The sequence below is a fragment of the Bacillus sp. BSL6 genome (genome assembly GCF_052928345.1).
The window spans coordinates 58,856-84,160 of sequence record NZ_JAVGCW010000010.1 but is presented as its reverse complement, the minus strand read 5'-3'; the positions used below and the strand labels follow the sequence as shown (position 1 = coordinate 84,160).

Below are 25,305 nucleotides of genomic sequence, written 5' to 3'. Positions count from 1 at the left end.
AAATAGTCATTTTTAAAATCTTTTCCCATTATACTCCTAATATTTCCTAAATAATATGATTATCCCTTCGAAAAATCTTACATTTTCAATATACTTTTAGGTTTGATTTATTATAGGAAATAATTCCGAAAGAGGCACCACCCGCCCCATCTCATCTTTAAATACAATATGATCTCTCTTTAAATGACGCGGACTCTTTACTCCCGCTGCTGCTGCAAGTGAGAACAAACTATATCTCATACTTATTATATAATTCATGACTCGCCACTTCTTCTCATACGGATCTAGTGCTTTTTGATAGTGCGGATTCGTCGTGGCAACACCAGATGGACATTGGCCAGAATTACATTGAAGCGCCATAATACAACCGCTTGCCATCATAAAACCACGTGCCGAGTTTACAGCATCTGCACCAATCGCTAAAGCAATTGCCACTTTATCTGGTGTAATTAATTTCCCCGAGGCAAACACTTTGAATTTATCACGAACACCATACTGATTCGCTGTATCAATACATGTCAGTAACGCTGGAATAAGCGGCATCCCCATACTATCTGCCATCGATTTATATGTTGCTCCTGATCCACCTTCTGAACCGTCAATTGTAATAAAATCCGGATAGATATTTAACTCTTTCATCGTTTTAAATAAATCTTCCAACGGCTCCTGCTGTCCAATTACAATTTTCATACCGATTGGTTTCCCGCCAGTTTCTTGCAAACGCTGAATAAAATAAAGTGTATCTGCCGCATTGTTCAAAAATGAAAATCGATTCGGAGAATTAATCGTCTCTCCTACTCGTACATTCCGAACAGAAGCAATTTTCTCATTTACTTTTTGCCCCTCTAAATGACCACCACGTATTTTCGCACCTTGCCCAAATTTCAATTCAAATGCTTTAATATTACTTTCTTTCACTTTCTCCATAAATTTCTCCATTGAAAAATTCCCGTCCTCATCACGGTATCCAAATAGTCCTGGACCAATTTGCGCAACGATATTCGCCCCTGTATGTAAATGTTCTGGAATAACGCCACCTTCACCAGTATTAATCCACGATCCGCCTGCCATTTTCGCTCCAAAGCCGCTCGCTAAAATATAATTTTCGCCAATCGCACCGTAAGAAGTTGCTGATGCCCCAAACATGCCATACAGTTTCCACGGATATTTACGATTTTCGCCGACGATAATTGCATCGTCTTCTTCGTATAACCAAAGATTCGTTGTATCCGCTGTCAATTTTTCTCTCCGTGAAAATAATCCTTCTTTATGAATCACATACTTTTTCCCTTCACGTTCTTGCGTTACGTTCACACTTAATTCTTCTGTTAATACCGGAAACAACGTATTAGCAATATAATAACCAGATGCTTCAAAATCTCGTTTCGACCCAAAACCAAGTATTTCAGAGCGATACTTCGCTAAAAACATAACACTTTGAAAATCGTAACGTGAAAAAGGTTTTCCATCTGTATCGTGATCAAACCAATATTGTCGGAATTCCGGCCCTATCTTTTCCAGTAAGTAACGCATTCTTCCTAAGTATGGATGTAATTTTAAAATAGAATGATGCGTCCGTTTTTTTATAAAAAATGTGATAATAAAAAAGACGATTAAAAGCAACATTAATAATAGTAATATACTAATAATAACGAGTAGCGTTTCACTCATCTCGCTTCCCCCTATAAAATTCCATAATAAAAGGAGAACACTCCATGTGTTCTCCTTTTATCTTTATTCAAATTAATGTAGCAAGATGCTCTTTCGCGTCATATTCAACTAAACTTTCAGCATGTTTAATTCGATGAACAAAATCTGGATTAGCAATTAACGGTCTTCCGAATGCAGCTACGTCAATTGTTCCTTCTTGCAACGCTTCTTCAGCCTCTTTCGGATTCAAATTACCAACCCCAACAATCGTACCATCCCAATATTTTCTTACTAATTGATGAAAATTCTTTCCGTCAGCAATCACTTGCGTATAATTCATCGTTGAAGGATGAATCATCGTTAATCCAACTTCTTTAAACATATTTACAAATGTTTCAATTGCCAGCTCAGGGTTTTCCCACATATAAGTAGGATTATCCCCTTTAAAAGCAGAGAAACGAAGAAGTGTTTTATCAGCTCCAACTGCTTCTATTACAGCCTCAGTTACTTCTTTCATAAACGTTAATCTTTGCTTTAAGTCACCGCCATATTTATCAGTACGCTTATTTGCAAACTCATAAGTAAATTGATCAATTAAATATCCGTGTGCACCGTGAATTTCTACCCCATCAAACCCAGCTTCGATCGCGTTTTTCGCAGCTTGTGCGTATTGACTGATAACTTCTTGTATTTCTTGTAACGTCATTGCTTCTGGTGTATCAAATGGTTTACGAAAACGCGGAACATTCCCTTCTGCAGCGATTGCAGAAGGCGCTTGCGGCATTTGCCCACCAATTATTTCGTGATGACTCATACGTCCAACATGCCATATTTGAGCAATAATCGTCCCGCCTTCTTTATGTACTGCCTCTGTAACAGGTTTCCAAGAGTCGATTTGTTCTTGCGTATAAATCCCTGGTACTCCTGGATTGCCTTTCGCTCTCGGACTAATGACAATTCCTTCTGTAATAATTAATCCAACTCCGTCAGCAGCACGCTTTCTATAGTACTCCACTACATCAGCACCAACTACTCCAGTTTCATTGTCTGCAAAGCATCTCGTCATCGGTGCCATTGCTATGCGATTACGAAGAGACCAAGCTCCGACTTGAATCTGATCAAACAACTTCGTTTCTTCAATATTTTCAAAAGATCCCCAAGCGTTTACATTTGTTCCTTCATAAATACTTGCCGCTTTCTTGTTCGAACTTGTCATGTTTCTTCCCCCTAAAAAAATTCTTACTACAATCGCATCATACTTACTTTTAGATAGTAACGTCAATTTATACGCTTTAACCAGAGGTTATTCGAATATTAAACAAATGGGATGCTATAAATAAAAAAGGTTTCCTGGGTAGGAAACCTTTTTTATTTACCATATGTGAATGTCAATTTATCTCTTTTATATAAAGGATATACACATATAAGAAAATCCCTTAACAATAGAAGTGAGAGCGGTTCAATATTCTTATGAAAATAATAACTTATATATACCTAAAACAATGAAAGCCCTACCTCTCTTTCATCCTTACGGCTCCTCGTCCGTGCCAGTGTGAATCAGGATTGCAAAAATCAAGTAATTATTTTATCGAAGTATTTAATTAAACTTCGAACATTCGTAAAAGAAATTTAAAAAATAAAAATGGATTTGATTGTAGTAATAACAAAAGAGGTTAATGCTCTAAAAGTGGTTTGAAAGAGTTGAATGTCTTTGAAATGATTAATTCTCTATAATTATACTCCCAAAAAATTCAAGATCTTTTTTGGGATGCCATATATTATTTGTAATGAACCTTAACAAAAGCTTTTTATTTGATTTTCTGTGATACCTTCAATTAATCCCAGTTCACTAATCAAAAATTCATGTGCGTTATCTAACATTTTCTTTTCGCTTGCATTAAGTGCCTTTTCTTTCTGTATACGCATTAAATCACGCACAACCTCAGCACCTTCTTGCATTTTACCCGTTTTTATTTTATCAGTGTTCACTTTATACCTTTGTTTCCATGTAAGTAATCTATCTGATTCTCCATGCTGAAAAATATCTATTATGTGTATTAATGCCTTGATATCTGTAACTGGTCGTATATTTGAATTCAATATTTTCCCTTCAGGAATCATTATTTCCATATTACTAGCCGACATTTTTATAACATAATACTGTTGTTTTTCCCCTGCGATTTCCTTCTCTTCTATGGCTTTAATTATACCTGCTCCTTGCATTGGATAAACAATGTTATCGCCAATTTGAAACAAATAATCCACCTCCATATATGGTAACCTTCTCAAGCTTAACACAACTTTAGTTTTTTAGCAAAATTTTTATTTTATCATAAAATTATTTTACACGTCAATACTTCAAAAGCAAGAAATTAAATTCACACGATACACTATAAAAAACCGCAATTTTATTAACGGTTCCACACACATTCATTCTCTTTTAACATAAAAAACACATCACTACATTTGAGTAGTAATGTGTTTTTGATAAGGCATAAATAAAAATCTACTTTTCTGTCTATATACTAACCTGCTTATTAACTGTTTCCCTCGCTAAAAGAAAACTCATAATCACTTGCGCTGCTACTCTACTCGTCATATCCCTAAAATCAAGAGTTGGATCAATCTCTACTATATCCATACCTTGAACGAGCGGTTCTTTACCAAGGAATTCAATCGCATCTAGTAAAGTCGTACTGTCCATCCCACCAGGACCAATTGCTGGACAACCTGGTGCAAATGCTTGATCTAGTACATCCATATCAAGAGAAATATAAATAGAAGTCACACCTTGCCTTCTTAATACTTCAATACTTTCCGCCATAATATCTTTTATTTCTCGCTCTCGTACATCCTTCATTGTATACACTGTCACGCCTTGTTCTTTTGCATATTCATGGTACGCACGCGCGTTTGAAAAATTACGAATACCGATTTGAACGAGTTGTTTTCCTGTAATGACACCATTTTCTAATAAACTACGGAACGGTGTACCATTTGACGGACCACCATCATCTAAATTACGTAAATCATGATGGGCATCAAATTGAATAATACCGACCTTCCCTTTACTGTTTGCAAATCCTGTTATACTCGGAAAACTAATCGAGTGGTCACCACCAAGAACGATTGGTATCATGTTTGGATTTACTTTCGTTACATGACCTACTGTTTTCGCAATTCGGTTATGACTTTCTTTTATATCTGTTACATGCATCGTAATATCACCGCAATCATATAGAACACTTTCTTTCATATCGTGTTCTTCTGTAATTGCGTATGTGCTATATGCATCTAACATCGCACGAATTGTTTTTGGTGCAAAACTTGCTCCTGAATGACTAATAGACGGTTTAGAAAGGGGTGCTCCAATTAAGGCAGCACCGAATATTTCCACACCTTCCTCCCAATCTTTAATCATCTCACTCCATTTCGTTACTTCACGATCAATAAACTTTGCATTTTTCTTTAAATAGTGGCCGTGCTCCACGATTGTTCACCTCTTGTATATGCGATATTACCATTCTTCCAGACTGTATTTACATGACTTACGCCGTAATGATACGGTACGTAAGCATAGTTGTAAGCATCCCATAACACTAAATCTGCCTTGCGACCAACTCTAATTTTCCCAGCTACCTCACCACGATTAATCGCGTAAGAAGAGTTAACTGTTACAGCATTCCAAACTTCCTCTGGTGTCATTTTCAATTTCAACATTGCGATGCTCATAATAAGCTGAATGTTTTCAGTTGGGCAGCTGCCTGGGTTAAAGTCTGTAGCTAAAGCTACCGCAACACCTTCATCGATCATTTTACGACCGCGAGCAAAGCTTTCTTTATTTAAATAGAAGGTTGTTCCTGGTAATAAAGTGGCTACTGTATTAGAATTTGCAAGCATTTCAATTCCTTTATCAGAAGCACCAACCAAATGGTCCGCTGATGCTGCACCAATTTCAGCTGCTGCTTCCGCACCACCAAGAGGATCAATTTCATCCGCATGAATTTTCACATCAAAGCCAAGCTCTTTCGCTTTTAATAAAAACTCTTTTGATTCTTCGACAGAGAACACACCTGTTTCGCAGAAAATATCAACGAATTCTGCTAATTGCTTCTCTTTCATTTCTGGTAGTAGGTCTAACATCCATTGTAAAAATTCTTTTGATCTACCTTTGTACTCCTTCGGAACTGCATGAGCACCTAAAAACGTTGACACTAAATCGATTGGATGTTCTTTTTGTAATTGTGCAGTTGCCTCTAATTGTTTCCATTCCGTCTCATCATCTAATCCATAACCACTCTTCGCTTCTACAGTTGTAACTCCGAAAGATAGCATACGGTCTAAATGGAATTTCGCTTTTTGAACAAGCTCTTCTTTCGACGCCTGTTTCGTTGCATTTACAGTTGAAAGAATACCTCCGCCTTGTTCTAAAATTTCTAAGTACGGAACTCCTTGTAATTTTAGCGCGATTTCATTTTCACGAGATCCACCAAATACAAGATGAGTATGCGGATCAACAAGGCCAGGAGAAACCATTTTCCCACCGCAATCAATAACCTCTTTCGCTTGTAATCCTTTCGCTTCTTCCGCTGTTCCAACGAAAGTGATTACACCATTTTCAATTCCAACCGCACCATTTTCGATAACAGGAAGCGTGTTCATCGCTTCCCGTCTTAACAAGCCATCTTCTTGATCCATTGTTAGTAATTGACCGATATTGATTAGTAAAGTGTCCAGCATGTTTTCTCCTCCTTATTTCATCATTGGAATGTTAACGCCTTTTTCTTTCGCAGTTTCCACAGCTAAGTCATATCCTGCATCAACGTGACGAACAACACCCATACCAGGGTCAGAAGTTAATACGCGCTCAATACGTTTTGCTGCTGCTTCTGTTCCATCTGCAACGATAACCATTCCTGCATGAAGTGAATACCCCATACCAACGCCACCACCGTGGTGAACAGATACCCAGCTTGCACCGTTTACACTATTAATTAATGCATTTAAGATTGGCCAGTCAGCTACTGCATCACTACCATCTTTCATCGCTTCTGTTTCACGGTTTGGAGATGCTACTGATCCGCAATCTAAATGGTCACGGCCGATAACGATTGGTGCTGATAATTCACCATTTGCAACCATTTCATTAATGATGCGACCAAATTTCGCGCGCTCACCGTAACCAAGCCAACAAATACGTGACGGAAGACCTTGGAACTCAACTTGCTGACGAGCCATACGAATCCAGTTACATAAATGCTCATTATCAGCAAACTCACGTAAAATTACTTCGTCTGTTTTATAAATATCTTCTGGGTCACCAGAAAGTGCTACCCAGCGGAATGGTCCTTTTCCTTCGCAGAATAATGGACGGATAAATGCTGGAACGAATCCTGGGAAATCGAATGCATTTTTCAAACCTTCATCAAAAGCAACTTGGCGAATGTTATTTCCGTAATCAAATGTAATTGCGCCTTTTGCTTGCATAGCAAGCATGGCTTCTACATGTTTTGTCATGCTTTCTTTTGATAATTGTACGTAGCGCTCCGGATCTTCTTCACGAAGTTTTGCTGCTTCTTCTAACGTGTAGCCTACTGGAATATAACCGTTTAATGGATCATGAGCAGATGTTTGATCTGTAACCAAGTCTGGCGTAATATTGCGCTTCACTAGTTCTGGTAAAATTTCTGCCGCATTTCCTAATAAACCAATAGAAATTGGTTCTTTCTTCTCTTTATACTCGTTCGCAACCGCTAACGCTTCTTCTAATGATTCTGTATACATATCACAGTATCTCTTTTCAATACGACGATCGATGCTGCGCTTATCAACATCAATAGCAATAACAACACCGCCGTTCATCGTTACAGCAAGAGGTTGTGCACCACCCATACCACCTAAACCAGCAGTAAGTGTTAATGTACCTTTTAATGAACCACCGAAATGTTGACGTGCCGCTTCACCAAACGTTTCATACGTTCCTTGTAAAATACCTTGTGTTCCAATATAAATCCAGCTACCTGCTGTCATTTGTCCATACATCATAAGACCTTTTTTCTCTAGTTCACGGAAGTGATCCCAGTTCGCCCACTTCGGTACTAAGTTTGAGTTCGCTAAAAGAACGCGAGGTGCATCTTCATGTGATTTAAAGATTGCAACTGGTTTTCCTGATTGAACAAGTAATGTTTCATCGCTTTCTAACGTTTTTAATGAATCTACAATTGCATTGTAGCTTTCCCAGTTACGAGCTGCACGGCCGATTCCACCATATACAACTAATTCTTCTGGCTTTTCAGCAACTTCCGGATCTAAATTATTCATTAACATACGAAGTGCAGCTTCTTGTACCCACCCTTTCGTTTGTAACTCAGTACCTCTTGGCGCGCGAATTGTTTGTTTAACTTTTTCCATTTCAATCTCTCCCTTTTCTCATTTTATAGTGCTGCGTTTACATCTAATCTTTCTTTTATCGAATAATTCGTTTTTAACCAATACGCAATATTTTCAATATCCGTTGAGAATATACGGTCATTAGTAATAGAAGGTACTTGTTGACGACCTTGATGATAGAAGCTCTTCGTCACTGTACTCATGTTTTCAATACCGCGATATTCTGCTGCTTGCATCGCACAAATCATCTCAATTGAAAGAACACGTCTTACATTTTGAATAATTTGATGTGCATGGCGTGAAGCAATTGTTCCCATACTTACGTGATCTTCTTGGTTAGCTGATGACGGGATTGAATCAACACTCGCCGGATGTGCTAACGTTTTATTTTCAGAAACTAGTGACGCTGCAGCATATTGCATAATCATCGCACCAGACTGAAGTCCTGGTTCTGGACTTAAAAATGGTGGTAAATCGTTTAACTGTGGATTTACTAAGCGTTCAATACGGCGCTCTGAAATATTTGCAAGTTCTGCCATTCCAACTTTTAAGAAGTCCATCGCAAATGCAATTGGTTGACCGTGGAAATTACCACCTGAAATTACTTTTTCCCCGCCATTAAAAATAAGTGGATTATCTGTCGCGGCATTCATTTCAATTTCTAATTTTTCTTTCACATAATTTAAAACTTGCCAAGAAGCACCGTGTACTTGCGGAATACAGCGAAGTGAATAGGCATCCTGCACACGTAGTTCTCCTTGTTTCGTTGTTAATTTACTATCATGAAGGATGTCACGAATTCTGCTTGCTACTTCCACTTGCTCTTTATAACCACGTGCTTTATGAACATTTTCATCAAATGCATCAATAATGCCTTGTAGACCTTCAATTGTCATAGATGCAATTAATTCAGCTTGATAAGCCGTTGCTTCTGCTTCTATATAAGAAAGAACTCCTTGCGCTGCCATCGCCTGCGTACCATTAATTAACGCCAGACCTTCTTTCGCTTCAAGTTCAATTGGCTCAAGACCTTCTTCTGTAAGAGCGACCATTGCATGAACGCGTTTTCCTTTATAGAACACTTCACCTTCGCCTAATAATACGAGCGCAAGATGAGATAAAGGTGCTAAATCGCCACTCGCACCAAGTGAGCCTTGTTGTGGAACAACTGGGTGAATTTTACGATTTACAAACTCAAGAAGCATATTTACAACGAGCGGTCTAACACCAGATACTCCTTTAAGCATCGTGTTTGCTCGTAAAATTAACATACCGCGTGATACTTCTTCAGGGAATGGCTCGCCTATCCCACATGCATGTGACTGAATTAAATTATGTTGAAGTGCCTTTACATCATCTTTTTGAATTAGCACATCACTAAACTTTCCAAATCCAGTTGTAATACCGTAAACAACTTTTCCGTCCTCTACAATTTTCTCAACTACTTCGCGGCACTCCGCCACCTTTTGCATACTAGTTGGACAAGCTGTTACACCTTCTCCTTCAAGTAACAACCTCTTCATTTCTTCAATTGTCAATGTGTGTCCTGTTAACGTAATCATTGTTTTTCCTCCTTAAAAAGGCAAAAGGGGACCTTATCTTTTTTAAGACAGACTTCTGTCCTAAAAAAGTAAGGCCCCCTTCTAACTAATAGACTATGGGCAAATCATATGTGATTAATTCCTAAACCAATCGCCTCATGCTCAGATCCTTTTACAGGTGCACCAATCGTTCCATATAATGCAACAGCAACCCATTCGCCTTCTTTTTTTCCGTCGTATGGTGTACCGCGCACAATCGCAAAGCGAAGTCCTACTGTACGAAGAACGTCTGCTAACTGAATTTGACCTCTCGTCACTCCGTACAAAGCTTCCATAATTGCATGATAAAGTGCATGTGTTTCTCTGTAAACGTCTGTTTCAATAACTTGGTTGCTCTTAGCCGCTGTTTCCATTGCTGCGACAACCTTTTGCGAATTCATAGAACCCACTTTCCCCGTACAATACTTCCAACCTTTTGGGATAGATAATACAGGGCTTTCATTCTCATCCGCAAGTGCCAACAGCATGGCCATACGACCAATTCGATGTGTTCCTTGAAGAAGCATGTGACTCTCTCATTTCTTTTAATTATTTGAATATTTCTTAATTTAAGAATATATGAAAACGGTTAAATCGTCAATAGTTTAAACTCACATTCAAATAATTTTTTCATCTCCTCCATTTGTGTACACAAATGATTTACACAATTTTTTCAGGCATGCTATAGTCTCACTAACAGATGCAAAGGAGCGAATTTTCAATGACAAAGCGAAAAGATATTCATTTTCGAATTGAAGAAAAATTACTTGAAAGGTTTGAAGCGGCACTCCATTACGAAGGCTTAAAGAAAACCGACGTATTAACACATGCGATTCAGCAATTTTGCACGAAGGTGGAATGTGAAAAAATGAATGATGTAAAACGCCAATATAACGTAAGTAACCATTTACAAACACGTATTGATACGCATAAACATTACGAAGAAAAACAAGTGAATTTAGATAAAGTCGTCATGGAACATTTACAACTTCAAGGAGACGAAAAAATATTAGAGGTTGGGTGCGCTAATGGAAATTTCCTTTCCCTTTTACAAACTAACGGTCATAAAGGACAACTAACCGGTTTTGATCAATCGAAAACGATGCTTTCTGAGGCAGCAATAAAGAATAGCATAATTGAATGGAGACTAGGTGACGCTGGTAAACTTCCTTTCAAAGCTAATAGCTACGACTGGATCATCGCAAGACACATGTTATATCACATGAAAGATGTCGTAAAAACAATCCAAGGATTCCATAAAGTAATTCGTCCTGGTGGCTCACTTTTAGCTACAACAAATTCTAACGTTACATTACCTCGTATAGTTGAAATGTGTAACCGCATGTTAGACGCATTTGATTTGCCAAAAACAACATCATCAGTCACTCCATTTTGTTTAGAAAATGGTAAAGAGATATTACAGTCTGTTTTTCCAACTGTTGAAGAAGCAGTTATTCATAATGCTCTCGTTTTTCATCATGCTACTCCGATTTTAAACTATATTTCTAGCATGTTTCCATCGCTAAATATACCTGATAATACAATTCTTCACGCGGAAATGAAGGAATGGCTAAAAGAAGAAGTAGAAAATGAATTGTCACTTCATAACGGTATATGGCGCGATCCGAAAACGTTAGCCATTTATCGATGTCAAAAAGAAAAAAGCTAGCATTCGCTAGCTTTTTCGAGTTTTCTCATAACAAATTCTCCATCATTACATTACCCTTACCACCATAAAAATTTGTATTATGTTCATTCGCTACTCCAAAATAAGAGGCAATCGCTATTCCAAAGGGTACAAATGCATGCCCCTGTGCTGTAATAACATTCGAATGTTGCACAATTTCTTTATACACAAAATTTTCTACTGGAAAACACTCTAATTGTTTATAATCCATAGTCACTGTATACGAGACTTCTTTGAATAAGCCTGCTTTTGCTAGTGCATACGGTCCCGCACAAATAGCAGCTACTAATTTTTCCTGTTCGTGAAACTGACGGATGACTGAAAAGAGTCCTTCTGCATCCTTCATATGTATCGCGTCTCCACCGGGAATAATAATCCCCTCATATTCTTCTACACGTACTTCACTTAATTCTATATGCGGTTGCACTTGCAAACCTGTTTCACTTATAATCAATTCTTTCGTTAAACTCGCTGTAATGATTTCATATTTATTTTTCAACAATGCCGTTGCTACCGTAATTTCAAACTCCGCAAATGTTGGATATACGAATAATAGTATTTTTTTCATAGCCCTCTCCCCTTTAACCACTTCATAAAATATACCCCTAATGCGTCTGCTGATAATCTATTCGTGTCCACATAATTTACAGGAAATTGTTTATACCAGTCTTTTTCAGTTTCTACTAATTTAAATTGCTCCTCAAATGTACTTCTGTTTCTTGTTCTATCATTATTTTTTCTATTATATAAATTACTTTCCGAGCTATCTAAATAAAAAATAGCATCTGAACGACATTCTCTTAATTTATATAATTCATCTTTTAATTCAGTTTCTATATCCCACTCTTTTCCTATAATTGTAGGATAAAAGATGGTATAGAATTCAATATCTTCTGGTCCACGATCAAAAATTACGACTGAACCTTTCGCATTTTGAAACTCTTTTATTTTAGCTTCTATAAACATTTTTTGATTTGCTATAAACCCTTCTTTTGAATTCATATCCAAATTTAATTGTTTTCGCTTTTCTACAATTGGGTATGGATTTTCATATATCACCGATAACCCATGTAGCTCTAACCTTTTAGCTAAGGTGGTTTTTCCACTTGCCATCGGTCCTTGAAGTGAAATTACATATGCCATGCCGCTCATTCCCTTACATTTTAGTATACCTATAATATGCGGAATTTTGAAAACTATCAACAAAATATATATCATCTTGTTTCTTATTCTTATCTAACTTATAATAAAAAATAGAGATTATGACGGACGCATCAATAATGTAAGCTTGGAAATCCAAGCTTACATTATTTTTTGCTTTCCCTTTTCTAATAAAAAGAGTATACTAGATTAGAACGTATGTTCTTAATGATTACATACAGTAAGGAGATAGAACAATGGTATACGACACAAAAGCAATTTCTTGGAATGAGTCTTTAAAACAACTTCAACGCCGCTATACAAACAAACAAGTTGACCGAAAAGAATTTGAGGATATTGAACTGATGGAATTCTTCCGCGATAACGACTACATTTCTTTACCTACACATATAAGCGGCCTATCAACAGCACGTTTTACTTCTTACTCTATTTTCACAACTGAAGATAAAGATCGTAAAGTTGGCACATTAATCATTGAATATGTAGAAGATGATAATAATAATTTATGTGTGGAACAACTATACTTTGTTTAAATGATAACGCTTGGTCAAAATGACCAAGCGTTCTTGCTTTCTATGAATCTCACTGTTTATAATATAAATAAAAGAAAACCGCAATCATTAAGGGGGGGATACTCTTGCTCGAAGGATGGTTCAGTTGGTTTATTGTACTGTGGACTGTTATTTTATTAGGACTTATGTCTATCGGTGGATACTTTATGTTCAGAAAATTTTTAAAACGACTACCAAAAGAAGATGGTATGTCTATATTAGATTGGGAAGAGCACTATATTAATAAAACGAGGCATTTATGGGATGACGAACAAAAACAATTGTTAGAAGAGCTCGTAAGTCCTGTTCCAGAACTATTTCGCGATGTTGCTAAATCAAAAATTGCCGGAAAAATCGGAGAACTTGCCTTACAAGAAAAAGCCTCTCAAATTACACAAGATTTAATTATTAAAGGGTATATTATTGCTACACCAAAGCGTGATCATAAATTTTTAGTAAAAAAACTACAAGAAAAAAAGATTGATTATTCTCATTATCAATCTTTACTAACAAAACCTACCTCATAAAAAAGATTGCTAGCTTATAGCAATCTTTTTTAACTTACAGTTACTGATTTTGTAGCAGTTAAACGTGCCTCCGCTAAATCTATTTGTAAACCGACAGCACCAGCGTAAAGATAATCAAATGTATTTGGGATATTTACGGTAGTAGAAGTAGAGCCGGCTGTTAACACGCCATTTGCAGGTACATTTGTCACATCAAACTCTGCACGCCGATTAGTCGCAGAAGTACCAATTGGCATATTTCTATCCCCAAAACTTCCGACTGTATTTAAATTTCCCAAATAATTATTTACTTGTGAAGCAAAAAAGTTATTTATTAAATTATTAGGTCCTGAAAGTCCCGTACCGTTTAAGTTAAATCTATCACCTGTCGCATCAGTATCACCATTAATTGCCATTGTAAATACACGAGCATTAACCGGCGCTACAGCTGGAGTGATAAAATTTGAAATCGTTGCTGTCTCACCCAATGTAGAAATGAGTAAACCAGTATATAAACTAACATTCCTAATAGGATATGAATTATCGCGATATACAACAACCAATGCCCATCCTACACCTGTCCCTTGCGTCGGAGGATTTGCCGTGGGAACTCTTTCTACAAAATAATCCCCCGCTGCTCGATTTGAAAGCCCTTGTAGAATATTTGTTACATTTGCAGCACGTGTATAAATGGTACCTTGAAATGTTCCGCTTGATCTCGTCTCTCCCCATGCAGGAACACTCGTAATTGTATGAGTGACCCCATCCGGTGTTTGTAAAGTAGGTATATTGTTATTTACCACCGTTTCTGTTACAGTTGCACTCAATGTTCCTTGCCATACTAGCATTGCAAAGTCTACAGTTGCTGTTGCTGGTACATCTGTTACTGAAGGATTAAGCCTTGCCCAAGAACCATTTAATGTCCAATCATTTGTCGTTCCCGCAAAAGTTAATGGATCTACCGAAGAAGGAACTCCTGCAAAACTTAAATTTGTATCTCTTGTTATTAATGCATTGTATTGATACGCCGTAGCTGTTGTAATACCACGCATGCCAACTGTATTCCCTGTGTGTACCATAAATAAAGAGTCCGTTTTCGTATATGTTTGTACAAAAGCCAACATTTCCACTCCCCTTCCATATAAGATAAATATTTATTCGCTATTTCATTTAATGCAAACGAGTAAAAAAAGTTCCATTTGTATATGCACAGACTAACTTGGGCAAAAAAAAAGCCTTTGCCTATTCCTATTCATTTAAATTTGAATAGGATGCAATGACGAGCTCATTTTATACCAATATTTATAAATCATATTATTTCTAAATCATTATATAATACTAGTTGTAAATATTTAATCCCTTGACCGGATTTAAATTTATACAGAAAGGACGAATCTAATGGCAATAGCAACAATAGGAAGTCGTTTAACCTATACAATCGTTGTCCAAAATACCGGAACACTTCCTGCCCAAAACGTTACATTTACAGACCCCATACCCGCTGGCACTACTTTCGTTCCAAACAGCGTTACAGTTGATGGCGTTGCAACAGCTGGAAATCCTGCTACTGGTATTCCCATTAGCAACATTCCTGCTGGTGGCTCTGTTACAATTACTTTTCAAGTAGATGTAACAAGTATTCCTACCCCACCTGTCGCCAGTAACGTAGCATCATTTGGATACGAATTTCAACCTGCACCTAACGCACCCACTATCACACGTACAACAACAAGCAATATAGTTAATACAGACATTTTCACAGCTAATGTCGCATTAACAAAAGCAGTAGATAAAACAATTGCTACTATCGGTGATACGATTACGTATACAATTACGGCCACAAATCAAGCCACATTAGCTGCTAATAATGTTATCATTACAGACACGCCTCCTGCCGGCACATCGTTCGTACCGGGTAGCGTTACAGTTAATGGTACTTCTACTACAGATAATCCTGCTACTGGAATAAATGTAGGAACGATTGCTGCAAACGGGAATGCTACAATTACGTTTCAAGTTCAAGTTAATACTCTCCCTACACCAAACCCTATTCCAAATAGTGCAACTTCAAGCTTTCAATATAATCCACCGAACCAACCACCAATTAACAGAAACTCTACAAGTAATATAGTTGAAACACAAATTAATGCTACTATCATAAATCCAACTAAAAGTGCAAACCAACAAATTGTGAATATTGGTGACATCATTACGTATACGATTACTGTTCCAAATAACGGTAATATTTCAGCAACAAATGTTTCCATCACCGATCCTATCCCTACTGGCACTACTTTTATTCCAAACAGTGTTACAGTTAATGGAACGGCACAATCTGGCGTAACTCCAACAAATATTCCGCTAGGTACAATTCCTGCTGGTCAAACTACAACTGTCACATTTCAGGTCCAAGTCACTTCCCTCCCAGCTAACGGAACGATTACTAACGAAGCAAATGTAACATTTACGTCGCAACCGAATCCGACTGAACCCTCAACAACCACTACGATAACACCACCTCCAACAACTACTTCTGTACGAACTGCAATTGTAAATCCAACAAAAACTGCTAGTCCACAAATTGCTGATATCGGTGATATTATTACGTATACGATTACTGTACCAAATACAGGAAACATCGCTGCAACGAACGTTATTGTAACTGATCCAATTCCAAGTAGCACTACATTTATTCCGAATAGCGTCACAATTAACGGTACTTCACAACCTGGCGTAAACCCTTCTGGTGGTATACAAATTGGAACAATCGCAGCTGGTAATACTGTCACTGTCACTTTCCAAGTTCAAGTTACCTCTCTCCCAGAGAATGGCCTAATCCGAAATATCGGAACCACAACATTTACGTATCAACCAGATCCTACAAAACCAGCTATTACAACAACAAACCCTACACCACCTACTACTACTCCTGTTAACACCGCTATTACAAACCCTGTTAAAACGGCGGATAAAACTACTGTTGATATTGGTGATGTTATTACGTATACGATTACTTTCACTAATGATGGTACGATCCCTGCTACAAATGTAGTTTTTACTGATACCATTCCTACTGGTACAACATTCATTCCGAATAGCGTAATCTTAAATAATGTACCGGTTCCAAATTCAAATCCCGCACTAGGAATCCTGGTTGGAACAATTAATCCGGGTGAAACCAAAACACTATCTTTCCAAGTTCTTGTTACACAAATTCCAGCTGGCGGTGTTATTGCAAACGAAGCTTCAACGACATATACGTACCAGCCAGATCCAACAAGACCGCCGGTTACCACAACCGAACCGACAGCACCTACTACAGTCTCTGTTAATACCGCTACAGTTAACCCTACAAAATCTGCTAATCGTACTTTCGTTGATATTGGTGATGTTATTACGTATACAATTAGTTTACAAAATAACGGCACTGTTCCCTCAACAAATATTGTACTAACAGATCCAATTCCAAACGGTACAACATTTATTCCAAATAGCGTCACGATTGATGGTGTCTCACAACCTAACAGTAATCCTGAAAACGGTATATCGATTGGTACTTTAAATCCAAATCAAGCAAAAACAATTACATTCCAAGTTCAAGTTACAAGTGTCCCGCCAAATGGAATTATAGAAAACCAAGGCAGTGTATCATTTAATTATATTGTTAATCCAAATGAGCCTCCTGTTACAACAACTACCCCAACTCCTAAAACAGAAACTCAAGTTGGGACCGTTATTACAGCGCCTACAAAATCTGCCGACAAACAAGTTGCTGATTTAGGAGATACGATTACCTACACGGTCACATTTACAAATAATGGGACCATTCCGGCTACAAATGTAGTCGTTACAGACCCTACACCTAACGGAACTATTTTCGTTCCAAATAGTGTTACAATCGATGGCATTACAACGCCAGGAGCAGCCCCATCACTTGGTATACCACTTGGTACCATTTCTGTCGGAGAAACGAAAACAATCACGTATCAAGTTGTCGTTACAAACTTACCACCTGATGGAATAATTAGAAACCAAGCATCCTTCACTTACCAATATCAACCGAACCCAAGTGAGCCTCCTGTCACAACAACTACCACCACTCCAAGTGTAAACATTTCAATTAATAATCCTAATCCAACGACTACAAAATCTGCTGATCGACAAGTTGCTGATATAGGGGATACGATTACTTTTACTGTTACATTCCAAAATAGAGGGACCGTCCCCGCTACAAATGTTATTATAAAAGATGTACTTCCATCTGGTGTTTCTTTCGTTCCAGGTAGCGTTGTCGTAAATGGCACATCACAACTTGGAGAAAACCCTGAAATTGGTATACCCGTCGGCACTGTAAATCCCGGTCAAAGTATTACAGTTACGTTCCAAGGTGTAGTAAATAATATCCCGCCCGGAGGAGTTATTAGAAATCAAGCAAATATTACATTCACATACGAGCCAAATCCAAATGAACCTCCCGTTACGACAACTATTACAACTCCTGAAACAGAAACAGCAGTTAATACCGCTACACTAAATCCACAAAAAACAGCAGATCGCTCCTTCGTTGCATTAAATGATGTCATTACCTATACTCTCTCATTTCAAAACACCGGTACTGTTCCTGCTACGAATATAACAGTAATAGATTCTATCCCTGCCGGTACTGTATTTATTCCAGATAGTGTTACGATTAATGGGATTCCTCAAGCAGGAACAAATCCATCATCAGGAATTTCACTTGGAACTTTAGCGCCATCCGAACGCGCAACGATTACTTTCCAAGTACGAGTAATAAACATCCCTGCTAGCGGCGAAATCCGAAATCAAGGTAGTGCAACATTTAATTATCAACCGGATCCAAATTTACCTCCAGTCACAAAAACAGAAACAACTCCTGAAACAACGACTCCTATCCAAACTGTAGTCATAAGTCCAACAAAAACAGCAAACCTTACGTTTGCAGAAATTGGCGATATTGTAACTTATACTGTCACATTTACAAACCAAGGAACTATACCTGCTACTGGTGTAACAATTACAGATTCTTTGCCACCGGGTACAACTTTTATTACGAATAGTGTTACTGTAAACAATGTCGCTCAACCCGGCGTAAGTCCAGTCACAGGAATTCCTGTTGGAACAGTTAATCCCGGCGAGACAGTTACTGTTACATTCCAGATTCAAATAAACGCTATTCCTCCTAATGGAAAAATAGAAAATACAGCAAGTGTTACCTACACTTCTCAGCCTAATCCTAGCGAACCTCCTATTACAACAACAGAAACGACTCCTACCGTAACTTTACCTGTTCGTACCGCTAACCCGAACCCGCAAAAAACAGTGGATCGTGAGTTTGCAAGTATTGGTGATACGCTCACTTATACAATCACCCTTGAAAATACTGGTAATATACCTGCAACTAATGTCATTATTACAGATTCTATCCCTACTGGAACTACATTTATCCCTGGTAGCGTTACGATTAATGGCATTCCACAACCTAATTTGACCCCTGAAACAGGAATCCCAGTTGGCACATTAAACCCTAGACAAGTAGTGACTGTTACTTTAGAAGTACAAGTAACAGCTTTACCACCAAATGGCCTTATCTCAAATGAAGCAAATGTCACTTACACATCTCAACCAGACCCGACACTCCCGCCTGTTACAACAACCACACCTACTCCAATCGCAGAAACAATTGTGCAAAATGCAGAATTAGAGTCAACAAAAACAGTAGATTTGCCAATTGCTAACATTGGAGATGCACTCACTTATACAATCACCCTTGAAAACAACGGAAATATTCCTATGACAAATGTATTTGTCATTGATCAACCACCAGTAGGTACACAATTTATTGTAGATTCTGTTACAGTAAATGGCCTTTCACAACCAGGTGTTGATCCAAGTATTGGGATACCTATTGGTACAATACAACCAAATCAAATTATAACCATTACGTTCCAAGTAACGATTACAAATATACCTCCTAACGGGGTTGTTACAAATGTTGGTTCAATCAACTTTACCTCTCAGCCTAATCCAAATGAACCTCCTATTACAAAAACAGAGACAACACCACCCGTTAATACTGAGATCATTAACAGCATTATTAATCCAGCAAAAACAGCTAATCGAAACAACGTTGATATAGGTGATATCATTACGTACACCGTTACCTTCCAAAACTTACAAACAGTACAACTGACAGACATCGTTTTTACAGACCCAATCCCAACAGGGACTACTTTCATTCCAAATAGCGTTACAATTAACGGCACTCCAACTAGTAATGTAGATCCAGCTCTTGGCATACCTCTTGGCACATTAAACCCTAGTGAATCGGTCATTGTAACTTTCCAAGTTCGTGTTGTTTCCATACCACCTAATGGAATTATTGTAAATGAAGCTACTATCACCTACACCTTCCAACCTAATCCTGGAGAACCTCCAGTAACAGTAACTACACCGACTCCACCCACTACTACAAATGTCAACACCGCAACAACGAGTCCTACAAAATCTGCTGATAAAGTATTTGCTTTATTAGGTGACACAATCACCTATACGATCTCCTTGCAAAATACAGGAACCGTCCCTGCAACAAATGTACTTGTAACCGACCCTATTCCAGCTGGCACTACTTTCATTCCGAATAGCGTTACGATTAATGGTGTTTCACAACCAGGTATCATTCCTAATTCTGGAATTCTTATCGGTACATTAGAACCTAGCACTTCAGCCGTCGTGACTTTCCAAGTTCAAGTAACTTCGATACCGCCGACAGGTTTTATTGAAAATGAAGGGACCGTTTCATTCCAGTACCAGCCAGATCCGACTAGGCCACCTGTATCCGTTACTACGCCTACACCTACTACAAAGACGCAAGTAAGTGAAGTTACCACTAATCCTAACAAACAAGCTAGCCCTCAAGTTATTAATCTTGGTGATACTGTCACATATACAATTACATTCCAAAATGTCGGGAATATTAATGCGACAGATGTTATTATTACAGACCCTACTCCAGCTGGTACTACTTTCATTCCGAATAGCGTTACGATTAATGGCGCCTCTTCGCCTGGAGCAAATCCAAATAATGGTGTCAATGTCGGAACTGTTACTCCAGGACAAATTATTACGTTAACTTATCAAGTTACTGTAACTGCACTCCCGCCAGACGGTATAATTAAAAACACAGCAACTGTCACTTACACATTCCAACCAAATCCTAGTGAACCTCCTATTACCATTACAGATCCTACTCCAACTGTTGAAGTATCCGTTATTACGCCTACACCTAATCCAAATAAACTAGCTGATAAACAAATTGTAGATTTGAATGAACTCATCACTTATACAGTAACGTTCCAAAATCGTGGATCAGTCCCTGCAACTTCCGTTATCATTACTGATCCGTTAGCAAATGGGCTAACATTTGTTCCAGGTACCGTTATATTAAATGGTATTCCTGATCTTGGAGCAAATCCTGTAGAAGGTATACCTGTAGGTACAGTCAATCCGAACGATACAATTACTGTTCAATTCCAAGCGAGGGTAACAAGTGTACCACCTGGTGGTATCATTCGAAATCAAGCAACTGTTACTTTCACATATGAACCAATCCCTGGTGAACCACCTGTTACCATTACAGATCCTACTCCAATTAACACAACGAACGTAAATACAGCGATATTAAATCCACAAAAAACAGCTACGCCGGAAACAGTTACACTAGGTGATATCATTACGTATACGATTTCACTTCAAAATACAGGTACCATTCCTGCTAATAATATCGTTGTAACTGATACAATTCCTGTCGGGACTTCGTTCATTCAAGATAGTGTTACGATTAACAATGTGCCGCAACCAACCGCAAATCCATCCACAGGCATCCCGATTTCAACACTTGCTCCTTCTGAATCAGCAACGATTTCTTTCCGTGTCCTAGTTACTTCAATTCCACCAAGCGGAGAGATCCAAAACCAAGGTAACGTTTCCTTCCAATACCAACCAGATGCTACTAAACCACCGGTATCCGTTACTACGCCTACACCTACTACAATTACTCCTGTAAACGTTGGAACTCTTAATCCGATAAAAACTGCTGATAAATCCGTCGTTTCCGTGGGTGATACAATTACGTTTACTATCACATTCCAAAACGAAGGTACGATTCCCGTGACTAGTATTTCTGTTACTGATTCACTTCCTGCAGGTACATCATTCATTCCAAACAGTGTTACAATTAACAACATTCCCGTTCCAAACGCAAATCCATCCACAGGCATTCCAGTCGGAACTCTTAATCCAACAGAATCCGTAACTATTTCATTCAAAGTACAGGTTATTACACTTCCAGCTAATAGAATGATTACAAATATCGCATCCATTACGTATACTTCTCAACCTGATCCTACTAGACCACCTGTCACAACAACAACTACAACACCACCAATTACGATAGAAGTAAACCCTAATGAGCCAAACACATTTATTAAGACCGCAAATGTAAATAGCGCCAATCTCGGTGATTTCATCACATATACACTTACCTTTACTAACAATGGCACCATTCCAGCAAATAATGTACTCATTACCGACCCACTTCCTCCTGAAGTTACTTTCTATCCAAATTCAGTAACAGTAAATGGAGTAGCACGTCCCGGAACTAACCCAACTATTGGTATTCTTATCAGCACTGTTAATCCAGGTGAATCTGTTGTTGTCCGTTTTATCGTTCAAGTAACAGCAGAGCCACGAAATGGTCTCATTCGAAATACCGCCCGCATTCGCTATACACTCAGACCAGATCCTACTCAACCACCGATTTTCGTTGATGAAACTTCAGAGCCAAACATTATTCCATTTATCGGTCCGTTCGTCTCACCAAATTTAAATTGCTTTTTTAATGGTACACGTTTTATACGCCGCGGCTGGGATAGAAGGTGTTAACAATATAAAATAAAAAGACAGCGTCAAAAAACGCTGTCTTTTTATTTTATACATATACAGTTTTTAAGTTAGTTTCATATCTTTTTCATTATAAAAACCATCTTCTTTTTCCATTTCCTTTTGTAATTTCGTAAAGGAACGGTACATGGCAATTCTCCATGATACAATCATCGCGAACGCCAGTAAGAAGAACATGCCACTAAGTTGTCCTAAATCAAGAGATTGACTTAAGTATGTTTTAAATACAATTCGCACGACAAGTAATCCAATTAATATAAAAACAAAGGCTTTGGAACGCTTCAAATAAATCTCTTGTCCTCTAATTTCAAATTTAGATGTTTTAATAAGAAAAATAGAGAAAAACAAACCTACGCCAATCGCTTCTAACATCTCTGCTGGAGTTAATCGAAATTCAGGAAAAACATACATCAATGCTCCCGTACTCATAAAAAATGGTGGAAGTATAATTTTTTTCAATGTTGCAGGTTTCTTAGCTGCTTTTAAACGAATAAACATCGCACCAACAGCCATACAAACAGCAACGATACTGGATAAAACAACTATGTTCATATTTTCTCATCCTTTTTTGTGGCTATATGCAAAATATACTTTCATTATATGCTTTTCCGTTAGTATTTCCAACATTTTCACAGAATAATACTAAAAACCCGTAAAACCACCAAATAAACTTGAGAAATATACGATAATTTTTGTCATCCAGTTAAAGTATAAGAAGATACCCATGATAATCATAATGTATCCCCCGATTTTCATGAACTTCATACTGTTTCTTTTAATCCAAGACATTTTCGTAATAAAGAATGATAGTACGAAGAACGGGATAGCAAATCCAAGTATGTATGCAATCATATAAATCATTGCTGATTCTGGATTTGTTGCTGCTAATCCAATAACCGATACTAAAATAGGTCCTGTACAAGGTGTCCACCCTGCCGCAAATGCCAACCCAATTAGAACAGATCCAAAATAACCACTCGGACGATTTTTAAACGTGAATTTACGATCTTGCATTAAAAACTTCGGCTTAAACACACCGACAATAATAAGACCGAACACGATGATAAATATACCACCTAACTGTCTAATTAAATCTTTATAATTTGTAAAGATGCCTCCAATAAAACTTGTACCAAATCCAATTGCAATAAATATAATTGAAAATCCAAGTAAGAAAAACGCTGTATGTATCATACTTCTTTTGCGAAGCATTGCATTTTCTTCTTTCAGCTCAGAAACCGACATACCTGTTATGTACGATAAAAATGCCGGATAAAGCGGTAAGCAACATGGGGAAATAAATGATAAAAACCCAGCACCAAACGCTAAAAAAATACTAATATCTTGCATTATTCCACTCCTCTCCTTACATATTGTAGCAAAAACATATAAAAATACTATGAACAATTCGTGAAATCACTTTTCCAACGTGATAATAAGAAAAACTACCCTTTCACACTTTTTCTGAAAAAACGTTTTCATTTCCTTCTATTTATATAGAAAAATCTCAATTACACTACAAAACCTCTTTAATGTTATTAACATAACAAAGGTAATATAGTTTCTCAAATGATTAGCATGTTATTCGTACGCTTATATACATATTGATTAAAAAATATTTTTTTCAAATGCTGTCTTTATACAATACAAACTTGATTTTATAATACTTCTATTATTACTAATTTCAAGATTATGCATAAATATCATACTTTTATTATTATTCTATAAAATGTCACACTTTTCTTTTATTTGACCCTTCATTTTTAATTTTGTATACTTCCCTCTAGTTATATATGTCCGTTACGGAACAATTTCATATAGATGGGAGGAATATTTCATGCTTCGTTATTCTCTTTTAGTTTTATTAGGAGCGTGTAGTTATGGGATTTTAGCTATTTTCGTTAAACTTGCATATGCAGAAGGATTTTCACTTGGAGAGGTAATTGGCAGCCAATATTTGTTCGGTTGGATTATTTTGCTTGCTATTACACTTCTATTTTCTAGACATCGTGTTCCATTAAAACAAGCTTTAATTTTATTCGTTGCAGGTACATCTGCAAGTTTCACTGGAATTTTTTATTATGCTTCATTAAAAACTGTACCAGCATCTATCGCCATTATACTTTTATTCCAATTCGTTTGGGTGGGAATTATTATTGAAGCAGTCGCAACAAAAACTTTACCTTCAAGAGAAAAAGTTATTTCTGTTATTTTCTTACTTGCAGGTACATTTTTATCAAGTGGTTTACTAGAAAAATCAGCAGGTGATTTCGATACGACTGGAATTATATTAGGCCTATTATCTGCTGTTACATTTGCAACATACATTTTCGTGAGCGGAAAAGTTGCTGTTGAAGTACCTTCATTACCACGCGGTGTTCTTTTAATGGCTGGTGCTTTAACTTTAGTAATGATCGTATTCCCTCCAACATTTATTTTTAACGGTGCAATTTCTGAAGGACTTTGGAAATACGGTTTAGGTTTAGGAACATTCAGTATCGTCATTCCTTCTATCGCCTTTACAATTGGTATTCCAAAGATTGGTTCTGGCTTAGCGACTATTCTTGGCGCTGCGGAACTACCAGTTACAACAATTATGTCTGTATTCGTTTTAAAAGAAGCTGTACTATCTTCACAATGGTTCGGTGTATCACTTATCTTAATAGGGATTGCAATCCCGCAAATTGCCTATGCAATGCGTGGACGTTATCGTAAACATCATACACATAAAAAATTGGCAGCATAAACGAGAGAGGATTTTCATTTGAGAATCCTCTCTTTTAATATTGTATACTTAATGT

General features: G+C 37.5%; 18 protein-coding genes and 1 pseudogene. 5 read left to right on the top strand and 14 right to left on the bottom strand.

The genetic code is table 11. The features are described from left to right. Nucleotides 1-96 precede the first annotated feature (96 nt). The 8 genes from RCJ96_RS24315 to hutP all read right to left on the bottom strand — a co-directional run bounded on the left by RCJ96_RS24315 (nucleotide 97) and on the right by hutP (nucleotide 10,147). Complete coding sequence (locus RCJ96_RS24315) at nucleotides 97-1,671, bottom strand: glutamate synthase-related protein (protein WP_416503876.1); 1,575 nt, start codon at nucleotides 1,669-1,671, stop codon at nucleotides 97-99. A 67-nt stretch (nucleotides 1,672-1,738) separates the two neighbouring features. Further along, nucleotides 1,739-2,866 (bottom strand): alkene reductase, encoded by a 1,128-nt coding sequence (locus RCJ96_RS24310; RefSeq protein ID WP_074606671.1) that lies wholly within the window; start codon nucleotides 2,864-2,866, stop codon nucleotides 1,739-1,741. A gap of 578 nt (nucleotides 2,867-3,444) precedes the next feature. Beyond that, the gene (locus RCJ96_RS24305) at nucleotides 3,445-3,906 is read right to left on the bottom strand and encodes a CarD family transcriptional regulator (protein ID WP_003160944.1); all 462 of its coding nucleotides are present in this window, start codon (nucleotides 3,904-3,906) and stop codon (nucleotides 3,445-3,447) included. A gap of 262 nt (nucleotides 3,907-4,168) precedes the next feature. Further along, nucleotides 4,169-5,140: a formimidoylglutamase gene (gene hutG, locus RCJ96_RS24300; protein WP_074606672.1), complete on the bottom strand. Its 972-nt coding sequence runs from the start codon at nucleotides 5,138-5,140 to the stop codon at nucleotides 4,169-4,171. After that, the gene (hutI, locus tag RCJ96_RS24295) at nucleotides 5,119-6,390 is read right to left on the bottom strand and encodes an imidazolonepropionase (RefSeq protein ID WP_000887530.1); all 1,272 of its coding nucleotides are present in this window, start codon (nucleotides 6,388-6,390) and stop codon (nucleotides 5,119-5,121) included. Before hutI ends, hutG begins: the two co-directional genes overlap by 22 nt. A 12-nt stretch (nucleotides 6,391-6,402) precedes the next feature. Continuing rightward, a complete protein-coding gene (gene hutU, locus RCJ96_RS24290; RefSeq protein ID WP_076870306.1) occupies nucleotides 6,403-8,061 on the bottom strand; it encodes a urocanate hydratase in 1,659 nt (552 codons plus the stop codon). Nucleotides 8,062-8,084: 23 nt separating this feature from the next. Continuing rightward, nucleotides 8,085-9,602 (bottom strand): histidine ammonia-lyase, encoded by a 1,518-nt coding sequence (gene hutH / locus RCJ96_RS24285; RefSeq protein WP_416503877.1) that lies wholly within the window; start codon nucleotides 9,600-9,602, stop codon nucleotides 8,085-8,087. Between the two features lie 104 nt (nucleotides 9,603-9,706). After that, nucleotides 9,707-10,147, bottom strand: a complete 441-nt coding sequence (gene hutP / locus RCJ96_RS24280) for a hut operon transcriptional regulator HutP (RefSeq protein ID WP_000926516.1) — start codon at nucleotides 10,145-10,147, stop codon at nucleotides 9,707-9,709. A 194-nt stretch (nucleotides 10,148-10,341) separates the two neighbouring features. On the opposite strand from hutP, the gene RCJ96_RS24275 reads away from it, so the two are divergent. After that, nucleotides 10,342-11,289: a class I SAM-dependent methyltransferase gene (locus tag RCJ96_RS24275; RefSeq protein ID WP_139302715.1), complete on the top strand. Its 948-nt coding sequence runs from the start codon at nucleotides 10,342-10,344 to the stop codon at nucleotides 11,287-11,289. Between the two features lie 25 nt (nucleotides 11,290-11,314). Here the strand turns inward: RCJ96_RS24275 and RCJ96_RS24270 are convergent, their stop codons facing one another. Continuing rightward, nucleotides 11,315-11,875, bottom strand: a complete 561-nt coding sequence (locus RCJ96_RS24270; protein WP_074606680.1) for a DJ-1/PfpI family protein — start codon at nucleotides 11,873-11,875, stop codon at nucleotides 11,315-11,317. Beyond that, the gene (locus RCJ96_RS24265; RefSeq protein WP_074606682.1) at nucleotides 11,872-12,450 is read right to left on the bottom strand and encodes an AAA family ATPase; all 579 of its coding nucleotides are present in this window, start codon (nucleotides 12,448-12,450) and stop codon (nucleotides 11,872-11,874) included. The genes RCJ96_RS24270 and RCJ96_RS24265 overlap by 4 nt, the downstream gene beginning before the upstream one ends. A 254-nt stretch (nucleotides 12,451-12,704) precedes the next feature. Between RCJ96_RS24265 and RCJ96_RS24260 the strand changes: the two genes are divergently transcribed. Further along, entirely contained in the window at nucleotides 12,705-13,001 is a 297-nt protein-coding gene (locus RCJ96_RS24260) for a hypothetical protein (protein ID WP_000262403.1), read from the top strand. A 104-nt stretch (nucleotides 13,002-13,105) separates the two neighbouring features. Next, nucleotides 13,106-13,546 (top strand): DUF2621 domain-containing protein, encoded by a 441-nt coding sequence (locus RCJ96_RS24255; RefSeq protein ID WP_070806700.1) that lies wholly within the window; start codon nucleotides 13,106-13,108, stop codon nucleotides 13,544-13,546. Nucleotides 13,547-13,575: 29 nt separating this feature from the next. Here the strand turns inward: RCJ96_RS24255 and RCJ96_RS24250 are convergent, their stop codons facing one another. Next, the gene (locus tag RCJ96_RS24250; RefSeq protein WP_000896248.1) at nucleotides 13,576-14,646 is read right to left on the bottom strand and encodes a hypothetical protein; all 1,071 of its coding nucleotides are present in this window, start codon (nucleotides 14,644-14,646) and stop codon (nucleotides 13,576-13,578) included. Between the two features lie 277 nt (nucleotides 14,647-14,923). On the opposite strand from RCJ96_RS24250, the gene RCJ96_RS24245 reads away from it, so the two are divergent. After that, the gene (locus tag RCJ96_RS24245; protein WP_416503878.1) at nucleotides 14,924-22,486 is read left to right on the top strand and encodes a DUF7507 domain-containing protein; all 7,563 of its coding nucleotides are present in this window, start codon (nucleotides 14,924-14,926) and stop codon (nucleotides 22,484-22,486) included. 63 nt (nucleotides 22,487-22,549) lie between these two features. On the opposite strand, the gene RCJ96_RS24240 is transcribed toward RCJ96_RS24245, so the two are convergent. The 3 genes and pseudogenes from RCJ96_RS24240 to RCJ96_RS24230 form a co-directional block, all read right to left on the bottom strand. After that, nucleotides 22,550-23,056, bottom strand: a complete 507-nt coding sequence (locus tag RCJ96_RS24240) for a CcdC family protein (RefSeq protein WP_001028639.1) — start codon at nucleotides 23,054-23,056, stop codon at nucleotides 22,550-22,552. A 90-nt stretch (nucleotides 23,057-23,146) separates the two neighbouring features. Then, nucleotides 23,147-23,854, bottom strand: coding sequence for a cytochrome c-type biogenesis protein CcdA (gene ccdA, locus RCJ96_RS24235; RefSeq protein ID WP_001152681.1), 708 nt, complete (start codon nucleotides 23,852-23,854; stop codon nucleotides 23,147-23,149). Nucleotides 23,855-23,870: 16 nt separating this feature from the next. After that, nucleotides 23,871-24,015: pseudogene (locus tag RCJ96_RS24230) on the bottom strand (peptidase T). A gap of 326 nt (nucleotides 24,016-24,341) precedes the next feature. Between RCJ96_RS24230 and RCJ96_RS24225 the strand changes: the two are divergent. Beyond that, the gene (locus RCJ96_RS24225) at nucleotides 24,342-25,250 is read left to right on the top strand and encodes an EamA family transporter (RefSeq protein ID WP_000947030.1); all 909 of its coding nucleotides are present in this window, start codon (nucleotides 24,342-24,344) and stop codon (nucleotides 25,248-25,250) included. Nucleotides 25,251-25,305 lie beyond the last annotated feature (55 nt).

What these genes read in the sequence shown, in the direction of transcription:
- RCJ96_RS24315 (WP_416503876.1), bottom strand. Translation starts at nt 1,671, where the DNA reads ATGAGTGAAACGCTACTCGTTATTATTAGTATATTACTATTATTAATG.
- RCJ96_RS24310 (WP_074606671.1), bottom strand. Translation starts at nt 2,866, where the DNA reads ATGACAAGTTCGAACAAGAAAGCGGCAAGTATTTATGAAGGAACAAAT.
- hutI (WP_000887530.1), bottom strand. Translation starts at nt 6,390, where the DNA reads ATGCTGGACACTTTACTAATCAATATCGGTCAATTACTAACAATGGAT.
- hutU (WP_076870306.1), bottom strand. Translation starts at nt 8,061, where the DNA reads ATGGAAAAAGTTAAACAAACAATTCGCGCGCCAAGAGGTACTGAGTTA.
- hutH (WP_416503877.1), bottom strand. Translation starts at nt 9,602, where the DNA reads ATGATTACGTTAACAGGACACACATTGACAATTGAAGAAATGAAGAGG.
- hutP (WP_000926516.1), bottom strand. Translation starts at nt 10,147, where the DNA reads ATGCTTCTTCAAGGAACACATCGAATTGGTCGTATGGCCATGCTGTTG.
- RCJ96_RS24275 (WP_139302715.1), top strand. Translation starts at nt 10,342, where the DNA reads ATGACAAAGCGAAAAGATATTCATTTTCGAATTGAAGAAAAATTACTT.
- RCJ96_RS24270 (WP_074606680.1), bottom strand. Translation starts at nt 11,875, where the DNA reads ATGAAAAAAATACTATTATTCGTATATCCAACATTTGCGGAGTTTGAA.
- RCJ96_RS24265 (WP_074606682.1), bottom strand. Translation starts at nt 12,450, where the DNA reads ATGGCATATGTAATTTCACTTCAAGGACCGATGGCAAGTGGAAAAACC.
- RCJ96_RS24260 (WP_000262403.1), top strand. Translation starts at nt 12,705, where the DNA reads ATGGTATACGACACAAAAGCAATTTCTTGGAATGAGTCTTTAAAACAA.
- RCJ96_RS24245 (WP_416503878.1), top strand. Translation starts at nt 14,924, where the DNA reads ATGGCAATAGCAACAATAGGAAGTCGTTTAACCTATACAATCGTTGTC.
- RCJ96_RS24240 (WP_001028639.1), bottom strand. Translation starts at nt 23,056, where the DNA reads ATGAACATAGTTGTTTTATCCAGTATCGTTGCTGTTTGTATGGCTGTT.
- ccdA (WP_001152681.1), bottom strand. Translation starts at nt 23,854, where the DNA reads ATGCAAGATATTAGTATTTTTTTAGCGTTTGGTGCTGGGTTTTTATCA.
- RCJ96_RS24225 (WP_000947030.1), top strand. Translation starts at nt 24,342, where the DNA reads ATGCTTCGTTATTCTCTTTTAGTTTTATTAGGAGCGTGTAGTTATGGG.